Source organism: Rhodococcus sp. MSC1_016, from assembly GCF_023667485.2.
Lineage (GTDB): Bacteria > Actinomycetota > Actinomycetes > Mycobacteriales > Mycobacteriaceae > Rhodococcus_F > Rhodococcus_F oxybenzonivorans.
The window spans coordinates 3,289,511-3,302,923 of sequence record NZ_JAMOZI020000001.1; the positions used below are offsets into that span (position 1 = coordinate 3,289,511).

Below are 13,413 nucleotides of genomic sequence, written 5' to 3' on the forward strand. Positions count from 1 at the left end.
TTCCTGCGGTAGATGGTCTGCATGCCGCGACGAGCGGCAACCAACCGTTGATGAGCGGAATATGTCCCCAGCCTCGACTGATTTCAGCTGATGATAGCCAGAGACCGCGTGACGTAGTGAACAGAGAAGCCGGCCGGAGTCTGTCTGAATCGAGTCCGAACAGCCGTTCTCACCCACCTTTCCTCTAGTTTGTGAGGCCAGTCACACACGGCCGCGTCGTAGGGTGAGGAGAGAAACCCGCACAGAAGCGGAGGTTCGGTGATGCACAAACGACAGGGACGTCCGGAGACGGACGTCGACTCACCAGTGGTGGTGGAACGGGTCTACGACCACCCCACCGACGGCGACGGACTCCGGCTCTTCGTCGACCGCCTCTGGCCGCGCGGCCTCCGTAAGGATGCGTTTCACTTCGACGACTGGGCCCGTGATCTCGCACCCTCGACCGAGCTTCGCCATTGGTACTCACACGACGTCGCCGCATTCGGCGAGTTCCGGGAACGGTACGTGTCCGAGCTGGACTCCCCGCCGGGACGCAAGGCTGTTGCGAGGGTTCGGGAGCTCGCGCACGGACGCCCTATCGTTCTCTTGACCGCCACCAAGGACGTCACCCACAGTCATGCGGAAGTCCTAGCCGACTATCTGCGCGGTCAGCTGTGACGGGCGAGGCGGACCCCGGCAACCTTGCGGACGAGGATCTGGGCGGCGACTCCGTGTGCTGGCTCGACCGTGTCTGCCCCGACTGCGGACTGTTCCTGACGGACCGGACGGCACCGCGGTGTCCACGGTGCGGGTGCGAACGGACCGCGTAACTGTCCTCAGTTTGGGACCGTGTCTCGGGGGTACATGACTGCACCTGAGGTGGCGGCACGTCACCGTGGCAGACGGGATGAACCTTGCAGATGCGACGCGCCGCCCGGCCAGTGAACGAGGGAGATGCCGAGCACTTCGACGAGGACGCCGGACACGGGACCCCTCTCGCCCGCGCGATCACGGGCCCGCTCCTCTTCGTCTTCATTCTCGGCGACGTGCTGGGTGCCGGAATCTACGCGTTAGTGGGGGTCATCGCCGGCGAGGTGGGCGGCGCAGTCTGGGTGCCGTTGCTGCTGGCACTGGTGATGGCGTTGCTGACGGCGACCTCGTATGCCGAACTGGTCACCAAGTATCCGCGCGCCGGTGGGGCGGCGGTGTTCGCCCAGCGGGCGTATCGGACACCGCTGATCTCGTTCCTCGTCGGGTTCTCGATGCTCGCCGCCGGAGTCACGAGCGCAGCGGGGCTCGCACTCGCATTCTCCGGCGATTACCTCGCCGCGTTCGTCGATGTGCCGACCGTCCCGGCGGCACTCGTGTTCCTTCTCCTCGTGGGATTGCTCAACGCCCGGGGGATCAAGGAGTCGGTGCGCGCCAATGTCGTCATGACGGTGGTGGAGGTCACCGGCCTGGTCCTGGTGGTGGTTCTGGCCGGCATCGTGCTCGGACGTGGTGACGGCACCCTGGGCCGGGTGGTCGAATTCGACCAAAGCCGTTCGCCGGCGCTCGCGGTGCTGGCCGCCGCACTGCTCGCCTACTACTCGTTCGTGGGGTTCGAGACGTCCGCGAACGTCGCCGAAGAGGTGACCAACGTGCGCACGGTGTACCCGCGGGCGTTGTTCGGAGCGTTGCTGACGGCGGGCGCCGTCTATGTCCTCGTCGGACTGGCAGTCTCGGTGGTCCTACCCGCCGGCGAACTCGCCGCATCGTCCGGCCCGCTGCTGGCAGTGGTCTCCGCCGCCGACGTCGGCGTTCCACCTCGCCTGTTCAGTCTGATCGCGCTCGTCGCCGTCGCGAACGGCGCACTGCTGACGATGATCATGGCAAGCAGGCTCACGTACGGAATGGCGTCCGAGGGACTGCTTCCGCGTCCGTTCGCACGGGTTCTCCCGCGGCGACGGACTCCCTGGGTGGCGATTGTGGCGACCACTGCCGTCGCCATGGCTCTGTGCGTCACCGGTTCGCTGTCGGCCTTGGCGGAGACGGTGGTTCTGCTGCTGCTCGTCGTCTTCATCAGCACCAACATCGCGGTCCTGGTGTTGCGTCGTGATGCCGTGGAGCACCACCACTTCCGGGCGCCGACGGTGTTCCCGATCCTCGCCCTCGTCACGTGCGTGGCGTTGCTCACCCAGCAGAGCGCGGCCACCTGGCTGCGTGCGGCGCTACTCCTTGCCGTCGGAGTCGTGTTGTACGCAGTCTCCCGCCGTCGTTCCACGAGAACGGACGCCGAGAGTCCCCGCGCGCAGTAACGCGGGCACTCTCTGATCAGCCAATTGTCTTCGCCCCCGCGAGATACCGTGCCCGCAGCTTGTGCTTGACGAGTTTGCCCGTGGGCGTGCGCGGCAGGTCGTCCGAGAAATCGATGCTCCGAGGCGCCTTGAAGTGCGTCACCCGGTCCCGCACGAAGTTTAGTAGTTCACGGGCGACCGCCTCCGACGGCTCCACATTGTCGACGAGTTGGACCACAGCCTTGACCTGTTCGCCCATTTCCTCGTCCGGCACACCGATCACCGCGACGTCGAAGACCTTGGGATGCATGGTGAGAATGTTCTCGGACTCCTGCGGGTAGATGTTCACCCCGCCGGAGATGATCATGAAGGCCGCCCGGTCCGTGAGGTACAGAAACCGATCGTCGTCGAGGTATCCGATGTCACCGCTGGTGGTCCACGTCGGATGACTGGGATGCGTTGCGGCTTCGGTCTTGGCCGGATCGTTGTGGTATTCGAACGGCCGCTCCTCGCGCTCCCAGTACACCGTTCCGATCTCACCGGTGGGCAGCTCCGCACCGGTGTCGTCGCAGATGTGCACGATGCCCATCACCCCGTCGTGCCCGACGGATCCCGGCTTGGCGAGTGCCTGCGCACTGTCGATGAACGTGGCGCCGGCACCTTCGGTGGAGGCGTAGTACTCGTGGATCACCGGGCCCCACCAGTCGATCATCGCACGCTTCACCTCGGGCGGACAGGGGGCTGCCGCATGAATCGCCACCTTCAGACTCGACACGTCGAACTTCTCGCGAACTTCATTCGGCAACTTGAGCATTCGCACGAACATGGTGGGAACCCATTGACTGTGCGTCACCTCGTACTTCTCGATCAGGCGCAACGCCTCCTCTGCGTCGAACCTGTCCATGAGGATGATGGTTCCGCCGACGGACGTGATGGTGCCGCAGAAGCGGAGGGGTGCCGCGTGATACAGCGGCGCGGGGCACAGGTAGACGGTGTCCGCGTCGAATCCGTACATGGGCGCGAACACCGCCGTGTACGGGTCCGTCGTCGAGTCGACTTCACCTTCCGGCAGCGCGGGTTTGATTCCCTTCGGCCTGCCGGTGGTGCCCGACGAGTAGAGCATGTCCCGCCCACGAGGTTGCGTCTCCAGCGGTTCGCCGGACTGCGCCGCCACCGCCGCGTCGTAGCTGTCGAAGCCGTCCAGTTCACCGCCGTAGACGAGCCGGTGCCGGACGCCGGGCAACTGGGCCGGGTCGGCGGGAATTGCCAGTGCCGCATCAGCCGAGGCGATGAGAACGGCGGCTCCGCAGTCGTTCACGACGTAGCCGGCTTCGTCCGCGGTGAGGTGCCAGTTCACCACGGTGATGTAGAGGCCCGATCGCAGGGCCGCCCAGTAGACCTCCAGAACACGGAGGTCGTTGCTCGACACCAGAGCCAGGTGATCCCCGACCTTCAGGCCGAGCCCACGCAGGTGTCGCGCCAACCGGATGGACCGCTCATCCAGCTGCCGGTAGGTGAGCTGCTCCCCCGTCGACGGCCGGACGACGGCCGGCTTGTCCGGGGTGGTGGCGACAAAATTTCCGGGAAACATCCACGCTCCTTTGTTAATGGAGATTCTCATCATCGGTCTACCACAGGCATCCGCGGACGGGGCCCGTTCACGCTCACCGGCCGCAGACTTTCCCGTGGCCAAAACACCGGGCCACCACCCGGCAAGGTCCTACAGTTGAAGCGAGAGGAGGGCCATCAGACGTGACTGCCCTACAGAAGGAACGGATACTCGACGCGCTGTTCGAAGAATGGGACGTGCTCGACCAGTTGCTGTCCTCGGTGACGGGTGACGACTGGTTCACGCCCACCCCCCTGCCCGGGTGGACCGTGCACGACGTCACCGCCCACCTGATCGGTACCGAATCGATGCTCGCGGGGATACCGGCACCGCACACCACCGTCGATGTCCACGGATTCGCGCATGTGCGCAACGAGATCGGAGCGTTCAACGAACGGTGGGTGGAGGGACTGCGCGGGCGGCCCGGCACCGAGATGCTCGACCGCTTCCGGGATATCACCGAGCGCAGGCGCTCCGAACTGGCGCAGATGACGGATGAGATGTTCGACGCCGAGACCGCCACACCGGTCGGCCCAGCACCCTATCTCCGGTTCATGCGCGTCCGCGTGTTCGATTGCTGGATGCACGAACTCGACATCCGCGACGCGCTGGGTGTTGCCGGGGACGAGGGCGGAGTCCGCGGTGACACCGCGTTCGAGGAGATCATGGGAGCGGTCGGGTTCCTCGTCGGAAAGCGTGGCAAGGCGCCGTCGGGCTCGCGCATCGCCCTCGAGTTGACTGGTCCGCTCGCGAGAGAAATCCACGTCGCCGTCGACGGGCGCGCAGCGGTGGTGGACGAGTTGCCGGGCGACGCCACCACGACGATCACACTCGACTCCCGGCTGTTCACCCGTCTTGCCGGGGGCCGGGTGAAGGCCGCGGATCACCGCGACGCCATCACCCTCGGCGGTGACACCGCCGTCGGCAAGCAGATCGTCGACAATCTCACTTTCACGATCTGACCGCGATGCGCTTGTTCCTGTCGTCCTACCGGTTCGGAGCCGACCCCGCACCGCTGATGTCGCTCGTCGGAAAGCCGGGACGGGTGGGTGTGATCGCGGCAGCAGCCGACGCTTGGCCACCGTCCGCCCGCGCCTCAGCGGTGGTCAGTGATGTGGCGCCGCTGCGGCGCCTGGGGTTCTCACCGGAGGAAGTCGATCTTCGCGACTACATCGGAACGCAGAACGGCGGCACGAGCGGGCTGCGAGATCGGCTGGCGGGATTCGGCATGCTCTGGGTGCGGGGCGGAAACACGTTCGTCCTGCGTGCCCAGATGGCGCGTAGTGGTGCGGACGATGTTCTTCGCGACCTGCTGAGAAACGATTCGCTCGTCTACGCCGGATACAGCGCGGGCGCCTGCGTCATGACACCGACGTTGCGCGGTCTCGACTCCTCCGATGACCCGTCGGAGGTTTTCGGGACCTGCGGCATGCAGCCGATCTGGGAAGGCCTCGGGGTGGTGCCATTCGCGATCGTGCCGCATCACCCGCCTGCGACGCCCTCAGGCGGCGAAGAGACGGTGCCCCTGGAAGACGCGGCCGCTGTCCGGCGTACCGTCGCCGCGTTGCGTGTCGCGGGAATCGAATACCGCACCCTGACGGACGAACAGGTAATCGTGGTGGACGGAGAGTCCACCGAGCTCATGTGACGAAGCACCGCGAGTGCCAGTTGCGGAGACGCCAGGAGGACGTCAGCCGAATACGGCGACGGGCATCGACGGCGCGAACGGGGCGACGCGGTCGAGTGCTGCCCAGGTGACCTCGCAGCGCTTGGCGGTGACCTCATCGGCGTCGGCGAGCAGGGTGTTGAGGAGAACCTTGGGGTTCAGACTCCACTCGGTGACCATCGCGCGAACTTCGTCGTTCGTGAACAATCCCGAGCCGGCCAGGGCGAAGACCCACTCATCGAATTCCCCGCGGTGAATCTGTTCGATGGAGTCGTAGTCGATACCACCGTCGATGAACTCGTACGAGAACATCGCGGAAATGTAGCTGCTGGGGTCTCGGTGGAGTGCGTGCATCGTGCGGGTCCTTCCGGGGTCGGTGCGGCAAAACCGGCCCCAAGTTGCGATCTGACTCACATTTCGTGAGATTCTCCGTTTGGGTGTAACGCCTCGCCGGTGTTTGACGATGCAGAACGCTAACCCGGGAAAGCGCTTTTTTGCATTGCCCCCTCGATACGATCCGGTAACAGAGTTACGAATGTGACCTGAGTTACATCGAAAACTCCCAAGTCCGAATTTGCCCCGAGGCGCGACTACCTGCAGGTTTCCCGCACGGGAGGGTTCTATACCCCTCCGTCGTCCAAGGCAAAAAAATTAACACCCCTGTTCTCACATAGTGGGACTCGTACGCGTCGGTAACAAGTTGAGCGGTCGAGACCCGCCCCGACCTGTACTGAACGTCCAGGTTGAGGCCATATCTGAAGGGAAGCCTCCGAATCGGTTCAGTTGGACGCTCGACCAAATCGGGTGCAGGCCAGTCCGGGCGGCGCTACCGTCGGGTACGCCGCCACCGCCCGCGAGGAGCACAACATGACGATCGCACCGGACGTTCTCGCGGAACTCGACGCTGCCCTCCCCCATGGATGCCTGCTCACCGATCCGGATCTTCTCGCGTCCTACAGCCACGACTGGGCACGCGACCCGGACGCTGTCCTGCCCGCCGCCGTTGCACGGCCGACGCGCACCGAGGAGGTCCAGGCGGTGCTGCGCTGGGCCGGCAGACATCGGGTCCCGGTGATCCCCCGCGGGGCCGGTTCGGGTCTCAGCGGAGGTGCCACCGCGGTACGGGACAGCGTCGTCGTCAGTACCGAGCGGATGCGCCGGATCGACGTCGACCCCGTCACCCGTATCGCCGTCGCCCAGCCCGGCCTGCTCAACGCCGAGGTCAAGGCGGCGGCCGCGGAACATGGGTTGTGGTATCCGCCCGACCCGTCGTCGTTCGAGATGTGCACCATCGGCGGCAACGTGGCGACCAACGCCGGCGGGCTGTGCTGCGTGAAGTACGGGGTCACCACCGACTACGTGCTCGGCCTCCAAGTGGTGCTTGCGGACGGAACGGCGGTGCGGTTGGGCGGACCCCGCCTCAAGGATGTCGCCGGACTGTCGCTGACCAAACTTTTCGTCGGCAGTGAGGGCACCCTCGGAGTCGTCACCGAGGTGACCCTCAGACTGATCCCGGCGCAACCACCGTCGTGCACCTTGGTCGCGACGTTCGCGTCGGTGCAGGCGGCCGCCGACACGGTGCTGGCCATCACGCGCTCGCTGCGCCCGTCGATGCTGGAGTTCATGGACCGCACGACGATCGGCGCCGTCGAGGATGCGCTGAAGATGGGCCTGGACCGGACTGCAGAAGCCATGCTCATCGCCCGCTCGGATGCACCGGGGGCGATTGCCTCGGAGGAGATCTCCCGCATGGCCGACGCCTGCACCGCGAGCGGCGCGTCGGAGGTGTTCACCACCGACGATCCCGAGGAGGGCGAAGCCTTCGCGGCGGCAAGGCGATTCGCCATTCCCGCAGTGGAGCGACTCGGAAGCCTTCTCCTCGAGGACGTCGGAGTCCCACTGCCGAAGCTGCCCGCGCTGGTCGAAGGCATTGCATCCATCGCACGGACACGAAATGTGCTGATCGCCGTCATTGCTCATGCCGGCGACGGCAATACGCATCCACTCATCGTGTTCGATCCCGCGGATGCCGCAATGGCGGAACGGGCCCGGCTCGCGTTCGGCGAGATCATGGATCTCGCCATTTCCCTCGGGGGAACGATCACCGGTGAACACGGGGTGGGAAGGCTGAAGAAGGCGTGGCTTCCCGACCAAGTGGGTAAGGACGTCATGGATGTGACGGCCCGGGTGAAGCAGGCGCTCGATCCTCTGGGAATCCTCAACCCGGGCGCCATTCTGTAGGTATCCGCGGCCGTCACGGTACCCAAATGGTTATGCAAGGGGCTGGTGTGACAGCTGAGGTGTTGCTAGCGTGACCGGACCTGCTCGAAATGTCGCAGAGAGGTGCGCCCGTGACCAAGCTCCGCCGTGTCGTTTCACTGGCCATGCCCGCCCTATTGGCGTCTAGCTGCACGTTTTTCGCGTGGTCACCCTCCGTCGCGATGGCGGCGCCGTGCCTCGGATCAGGCAGCCTGGGTTCGAGCTCGAACAACGATATCAATCCGATTCCATGGCTGAACGGCAGCGACGGCCGCCTTCCCGAACTACGCGGCCACACGCAGGCCGTCGCACACATCACCGGGCCCCGCAGTCCCAACGACACGATCTTCCGATTCAGCGTCCTCGGAACCGACCTCGGCATCATGTGGGACAACGGAGCCGGCCAGGTTCTCACCGCCTTCGGCGATACGGTCGGCCTCAGCGACAATCCCCTGTGCGGGCTCGTCGGCGACTGGCGCAGCAACATTCTGCTTCGCAGCAGCGACCGCGATCTCGCCAACGGTATGAGTATCGACAACTCGCCCGTGGACCGCCCGAATCATTCCAAGGAAATCATCGAGAGCAAGAAGATTCCGGGCGTCGAGCAAACTGTCATCCCCACCACCGGCATTTCGGTGGGTCCCGTGCAGTACATCAATTACATGTCCGTGCGGAGCTGGGGCGCTCCCGGCGAATGGGACACCAACGCGTCGGGAATCGCGTATTCCGTCGACAATGGCGAGAACTGGGTCACGGATCCGCTGACCCTGCGTCCCAATGTGCCCGGCACCGGTGCCGAGAACTTCCAGATGGGCTCCTACGTCAAACACGACGGTTTCGTCTACGCCTTCGGCACGCCGTCCGGCCGTTCGGGTGACGCACGGTTGTCGCGGGTGCCGGAAGCGGAGATTCGAAACCTCACCGCGTACGAGTACTGGGACGGCAAGGCATGGGTGAAGGCGAATGCCGCCCTTGCCGCCCCCGTGATCCCAGGGCCCGTCAGCGAGCTGTCCGTGCAGTTCAACGAGTACCTCGGCCAGTTCGTCGCGATGTACACGGACGCCGGCAACTCGGTGGTCATGCGGCGGTCCGATCGGCTCGAATCCGGCTGGAGTGCACCGGAAGTGTTGGTGAGCAGCCGCGACGTGCCCGAGCTGTACGGCGCCTACATGCATCCGTGGTCGAAGGGGTCGGATCTGTACTTCCTCGCCACCACCTGGTCCGACTACAACGTCATGCTCCTGCGCACCAACCTCGCCGACTGACGGTAATCTGCGAGTGTGCGCAGCACTGCACGCTCGATGCGAACAGAGGAGTGGTTGTGGCGGTCAAGGTAGAGCACGACGTGTCCGAGTCCCGGTTCGAGATCTTCCTCGACGGTCAGCTCGCCGGGTACGCCGATTACGCCGAGAGGAACGGTGTCCGCGACTTCCACCACACCGTCACCTACCCGCAGTTCCGGGGGCAGGGACTGGCCGCTCAACTGGTCAAAGCTGCCCTGGACGACACGAAGGACCGTGGCTTCTCCGTGGTTCCGTCCTGCTCGTACGTCGAGCATTACATCGCCGAGAATCCGAGCTATGCGGAGCTCGTCTGAGTCGGACCGTCTGGCCGTCCGCGGCATGTGTGCCGCTGCCGCCGCCCTCACACTGGTCGGCTGCGCATCAGGAAACGGTGACGATACCGGCATGCCGGACACCCTTCCGCGGACGTCGACGGCCGCCCGGCCGGGAGCCTTCGTGGGCGAGTGCGGCTCACTCACCGACGGCGAGGTCTACGAGCGGGCGGGGATGTCCGGGCTCACGCCCGTGTCCCGCAATGGAATCAAATGCCGCTGGGAGGCCGACGGCGGAGCCCGATATGTGATGTTCACCTGGTACCGCGGCAGCCCGATCGACCGGGAACGGTCGGTGGCGCAGGGAATCGGGCACGAGGTCCACGACCTCGACATCGCCGGGCATCGGGGGTTTTCCTCACAGAACGAGGGATTCTGCGAGGTGGCGGTGGCGACGGGGGCGGATTTCGTGCACTGGCTGGTCCGGTACGGCGTCGGCGTCACACCGTCCGATCCGTGCGCGGCTCCTACCGCTCTCGTCGACCTCACTCTGAAGAAGGCGAAATGAGAGCCGTCCGCACATTCGCCGCCGTTGTCGCGGCAGTGCTCCTGCTGACCGGGTGCGGTAACTCGATCACCGGCACTCCCCTCCCTGAAGGTGCAGGTATGAGCGTCGGTGGCTCCGACCGATTCGACAAGGTGCTGCGCGAGTGTGAGGCGGTCCCGAACGAGAAGATCGCGGAGGTGCTCGGCGGTGACGGAATCGACCAGTACTTCTACGGGGCTGTCTGCATGTGGACGGTGTTGTCGCACGCCGGTTCCCTCGACGTGACGTTCGGCTGGTTCGAGAACAACTCGCTGCAGCGCGAGCGTGATGTCGCCGATCGGCTCGGCTACCAGGTGGAGACCACCTCCGTCGCAGGTGCGTCGGCCTTCACCGCCCGGCGGCCAGGTGACAGTGCGACGTGCGGAATCACCGCCGCCTACTCCGGAGTGATCACCTGGTGGGTGCAGAACCGTTCGGGTACGGGCGATCCTTGTGCGGGGGCTCGGACCCTCGCGGAATTGACGCTGCAGCGCAATCAGTGACGAGTACAAAATGGGTCGCGGCGGTCTCGGCGGCGCTGTTAGCGTCGAGTAAACACCTTTCCGCCCCGACCAGAGGACTCAGCCGTGACCGCCACCGAGACGGCAGCGCCTCGCCGACTCGGCCCTCTGGTGCTGCTCAATCTGGCAACCCTGTTCTCCGCCACCGGGAACGGTATCGCGATCGTCGTGTTGCCGTGGTTGGTGCTGGAGCGAACCGGCCGTGCCTCCGACGCCGCGGTGGTCGCCGGCGCGGCCACTCTTCCCCTTCTGTTGTCGAGTCTGTTCGCGGGCACAGTCGTCGACCTGTTCGGTCGGCGCCGAACCTCGATCATCTCCGATTGCCTCTCCGCACTCTCGGCTGCCGCCATCCCGATCGTGGCCAACACGGCGGGCCTGTCGGTCCTGGTCATAGCCGTCCTCGCGGCAGTCGGCGCCGCGTTCGACCCGGCAGGCATCGCGGCGAGGGAATCGATGCTGCCTGCAGCCACGACGTCGGCCGGGTGGTCGCTCGACCGGATGAACAGCCTCTACGAGGCCAATTACAACGTGGCCTACCTGGTCGGACCGGGTATCGGCGGGGTCCTGATCGCCACGGTCGGGGCCGAGAACACATTGTGGGTGACCGCCCTCGGCTTCGTCTTGTCCATCGTCACCATCACCTTCCTCCGGCTCGACAATGCCGGCCGGCCCGACGCCTCGTCGGCGCCGACCTCACTCTGGCGCGGCACCGTCGAGGGTTTGAAGTTCGTGTGGCACAACCGCCTTCTGCGCACGATCGCCTTGGTCGACATGGCGGTGGTCGCACTGTACCTGCCTGTCGAGTCCGTCGTGTTCCCGGTGTACTTCACCGAACTCGACAAACCCGCACAGCTGGGTTCGGTGCTGATGGCACTGAGCGTCGGCGGAGTCGTGGGCGCCCTGGCGTACGGGCCGCTCTCCCCCTTCGTGTCCAGACGGGTGATCATGCTCGTCGCGGTGATCGTCCTGGGCGCAGCCATGGTGGCCATGGCGTTTCTCCCGCCCCTGTGGGCGATCCTCGCGCTGGCCTTGCTGCAGGGACTCGTCTTCGGGCCGGTCGGCCCGATTGCCAACTACGCCATGCAAACTCGTAGCCCCGAGCACATGCGCGGACGGATCACGGGGGTCATGACGTCCACCGCGTACGCTGCCGGTCCGCTGGGCTATCTGCTTGCCGGGCCGATGATCGACGCCTGGGGCATTCAGCCGACGTTCTTCGTGCTCGCCGTCCCGGTCCTCGTCCTCGGTATCGCCTGTTGCGCGTTTCCGGTCCTGAAGGAACTGGACGCCCCGGCGACCGTCAGCTGAAGCCCATCACCTCGTTGCCCCAGGCCAGGCGCATCTCGCGGTCCGGGTCCTGTACGAGGGTGTCGGAGCTGTCGATCAGCAGCGTTGCGCGAGTGTTCTCGTCGTAGGGAGCCCAGTGTTTCGACCCGTCCAACGCCGCCGGAACGCCGTGCCGGACGAACGCGAGCCATCGGCGTTGAACGCGGCCGGACACCTCCAGTGCCGTCTTCCGCCCGCCCAGCCAGAACGTGGGATCGACGTTCAGCGTGCCGAAGTTGCCGAACACGTACGGCAGCTCGGTGGCATGCCCCGCCCCGATGCGCGCAGCCTTGAGGATCGGGGTGGCGGCATCGAACCGGTACATCCACGTCGGTGAGTGGCGACTGTGTGCGTCGGCCACCCACAGGGCAGGCATCCGGAACGCGGCATCTCGGGACATCGCCAGCGCACCCCGAGATTTTGCGCGGTCCGGGTAGGCGGCCAGGATGTCGGCGAGCCGGTTGGCGGGGAGGTCGGGATGATCGGCGGCGATGGCCCGGAGCATCTCCTGCACCGAATCGGACGTGACCGGCAGCAATGGCGACTTCATCAGCTTGAAGAGCGAGGACTCGTCCTTGTTGGACCCGATGATGAGCGGGATCCGGTGGGAGTACCCCTTCTGGAATGCCGCCACCGGGTACCGCGGCAGGAAATCGCGGTCGACGACAGGCGCCATGGCAAGTGTGCCCGGAATCTTGGTGGGCACCTCGTTGACCAGCGTGTCGCTGGCTTCGATGATCTGGTCGTACGGAAGGCGGAGGAGAGTGGCGGATGCCTCCGGCGCCAGCCCGAGGATGTCGAGGAATTGCCGGGCCACCGTGGCGGCGCGCTCGCTCCCGTAGACGGAGGTGGCCGGTGGGCTCTGCGCGATCGCACGGTGGAACAGTCCTTCCGCGCTCGGACAGGTCATCAGTGTGGTGATCGATCCGGCGCCGGACGATTCGCCGAACACTGTGACCTCGTCCGGATCCCCGCCGAAGGCCGAAATGTTCTCACGCACCCATGCCAGTGCCGCGACCTGATCGCGTAGTCCGATGTTGGTCTCGAACACGTGCTCAGCCGTGGAGAACGACGACAGGTCGAGGAAGCCGAGCGCACCCACCCGGTAGTTGAACGACACCACCACCAGGTCACCGACGGTGGACAGGATGCGCCCGTCGTAGATGCTCTGCGCCGCCGTTCCCAGGCAGTACGCACCCCCGTGGATCCACACCATCACCGGCCGCGGTGTGCCGTCCGGTTCCGGGGCCCACACATTGATCGAGAGGCAGTCCTCGTCCATCTCGAGTCCCGCGTCGATCGGCACGGCGGTGCCGTGCCCCTGCGGCGCCATGGGCCCGAAGACGGCGCAGTCGCGCACACCGTTCCAGGGGGACGGTGGGGCCGGCGCCCGGAACCGCAGCGCTCCGACGGGGGCTGCCGCGAACGGGATGCCCTTCCATGCGTAGACGTCACCGTCGGCGTGCCCGCACACCGCTCCGTCGCGGGCGCGGACGACCAGCGTGTCGCCGGACTTCTCGACTTCCACGACTGACACCCCCTCACCGGGAATCTCCGGCCAAGGTACCAACGATGCGCAGGGGCGTCCGGGTGAACGGGGCTTTTCCGCTCTCCCGGCGGGCGGTGCTAGGGTCGG

13 protein-coding genes are annotated in these 13,413 nt (G+C 65.8%); 10 read left to right on the plus strand and 3 right to left on the minus strand.

The genetic code is table 11. The features are described from left to right. Window positions 1-261 precede the first annotated feature (261 nt). The gene (locus L1080_RS15195) at window positions 262-657 is read left to right on the plus strand and encodes a DUF488 domain-containing protein (protein ID WP_159921074.1); all 396 of its coding nucleotides are present in this window, start codon (window positions 262-264) and stop codon (window positions 655-657) included. A gap of 242 nt (window positions 658-899) precedes the next feature. Next, the gene (locus L1080_RS15200) at window positions 900-2,276 is read left to right on the plus strand and encodes an APC family permease (protein ID WP_250770577.1); all 1,377 of its coding nucleotides are present in this window, start codon (window positions 900-902) and stop codon (window positions 2,274-2,276) included. Window positions 2,277-2,292: 16 nt separating this feature from the next. Here the strand turns inward: L1080_RS15200 and L1080_RS15205 are convergent, their stop codons facing one another. Continuing rightward, complete coding sequence (locus tag L1080_RS15205; RefSeq protein WP_250770239.1) at window positions 2,293-3,846, minus strand: AMP-binding protein; 1,554 nt, start codon at window positions 3,844-3,846, stop codon at window positions 2,293-2,295. Window positions 3,847-4,007: 161 nt separating this feature from the next. On the opposite strand from L1080_RS15205, the gene L1080_RS15210 reads away from it, so the two are divergent. Then, window positions 4,008-4,826, plus strand: a complete 819-nt coding sequence (locus tag L1080_RS15210; protein WP_250770242.1) for a maleylpyruvate isomerase family mycothiol-dependent enzyme — start codon at window positions 4,008-4,010, stop codon at window positions 4,824-4,826. A 266-nt stretch (window positions 4,827-5,092) separates the two neighbouring features. Beyond that, on the plus strand, window positions 5,093-5,512 hold the full coding sequence (locus L1080_RS15215; protein ID WP_374433636.1) for a Type 1 glutamine amidotransferase-like domain-containing protein: 420 nt from the start codon (window positions 5,093-5,095) through the stop codon (window positions 5,510-5,512). A 42-nt stretch (window positions 5,513-5,554) separates the two neighbouring features. On the opposite strand, the gene L1080_RS15220 is transcribed toward L1080_RS15215, so the two are convergent. Continuing rightward, entirely contained in the window at window positions 5,555-5,884 is a 330-nt protein-coding gene (locus L1080_RS15220) for a hypothetical protein (protein ID WP_109328568.1), read from the minus strand. A gap of 513 nt (window positions 5,885-6,397) precedes the next feature. Between L1080_RS15220 and L1080_RS15225 the strand changes: the two genes are divergently transcribed. From L1080_RS15225 to L1080_RS15250, 6 genes are all read left to right on the plus strand, one after another. After that, window positions 6,398-7,771 (plus strand): FAD-binding oxidoreductase, encoded by a 1,374-nt coding sequence (locus tag L1080_RS15225; RefSeq protein ID WP_250770247.1) that lies wholly within the window; start codon window positions 6,398-6,400, stop codon window positions 7,769-7,771. A gap of 110 nt (window positions 7,772-7,881) precedes the next feature. Then, complete coding sequence (locus tag L1080_RS15230; RefSeq protein ID WP_250770250.1) at window positions 7,882-9,054, plus strand: DUF4185 domain-containing protein; 1,173 nt, start codon at window positions 7,882-7,884, stop codon at window positions 9,052-9,054. A 56-nt stretch (window positions 9,055-9,110) separates the two neighbouring features. Next, window positions 9,111-9,386 carry a GNAT family N-acetyltransferase gene (locus L1080_RS15235; RefSeq protein ID WP_109328564.1) on the plus strand — a complete coding sequence of 92 codons (276 nt, stop codon included), beginning with the start codon at window positions 9,111-9,113 and terminating at the stop codon, window positions 9,384-9,386. Then, window positions 9,370-9,912, plus strand: coding sequence for a DUF3558 domain-containing protein (locus L1080_RS15240; RefSeq protein WP_250770253.1), 543 nt, complete (start codon window positions 9,370-9,372; stop codon window positions 9,910-9,912). The genes L1080_RS15235 and L1080_RS15240 overlap by 17 nt, the downstream gene beginning before the upstream one ends. Then, a complete protein-coding gene (locus tag L1080_RS15245) occupies window positions 9,909-10,433 on the plus strand; it encodes a DUF3558 domain-containing protein (RefSeq protein WP_250770256.1) in 525 nt (174 codons plus the stop codon). The genes L1080_RS15240 and L1080_RS15245 overlap by 4 nt, the downstream gene beginning before the upstream one ends. Window positions 10,434-10,517: 84 nt before the next feature. Continuing rightward, window positions 10,518-11,759: an MFS transporter gene (locus L1080_RS15250; RefSeq protein WP_250770259.1), complete on the plus strand. Its 1,242-nt coding sequence runs from the start codon at window positions 10,518-10,520 to the stop codon at window positions 11,757-11,759. Here the strand turns inward: L1080_RS15250 and L1080_RS15255 are convergent. After that, window positions 11,752-13,305 (minus strand): carboxylesterase/lipase family protein, encoded by a 1,554-nt coding sequence (locus tag L1080_RS15255; protein ID WP_250770579.1) that lies wholly within the window; start codon window positions 13,303-13,305, stop codon window positions 11,752-11,754. The two genes, L1080_RS15250 and L1080_RS15255, sit on opposite strands and share 8 nt — an antisense overlap. Window positions 13,306-13,413 lie beyond the last annotated feature (108 nt).

What these genes read in the sequence shown, in the direction of transcription:
- L1080_RS15200 (WP_250770577.1), top strand. Translation starts at nt 900, where the DNA reads ATGCGACGCGCCGCCCGGCCAGTGAACGAGGGAGATGCCGAGCACTTC.
- L1080_RS15225 (WP_250770247.1), top strand. Translation starts at nt 6,398, where the DNA reads ATGACGATCGCACCGGACGTTCTCGCGGAACTCGACGCTGCCCTCCCC.
- L1080_RS15205 (WP_250770239.1), bottom strand. Translation starts at nt 3,846, where the DNA reads ATGTTTCCCGGAAATTTTGTCGCCACCACCCCGGACAAGCCGGCCGTC.
- L1080_RS15220 (WP_109328568.1), bottom strand. Translation starts at nt 5,884, where the DNA reads ATGCACGCACTCCACCGAGACCCCAGCAGCTACATTTCCGCGATGTTC.
- L1080_RS15195 (WP_159921074.1), top strand. Translation starts at nt 262, where the DNA reads ATGCACAAACGACAGGGACGTCCGGAGACGGACGTCGACTCACCAGTG.
- L1080_RS15245 (WP_250770256.1), top strand. Translation starts at nt 9,909, where the DNA reads ATGAGAGCCGTCCGCACATTCGCCGCCGTTGTCGCGGCAGTGCTCCTG.
- L1080_RS15215 (WP_374433636.1), top strand. Translation starts at nt 5,093, where the DNA reads ATGCTCTGGGTGCGGGGCGGAAACACGTTCGTCCTGCGTGCCCAGATG.
- L1080_RS15240 (WP_250770253.1), top strand. Translation starts at nt 9,370, where the DNA reads ATGCGGAGCTCGTCTGAGTCGGACCGTCTGGCCGTCCGCGGCATGTGT.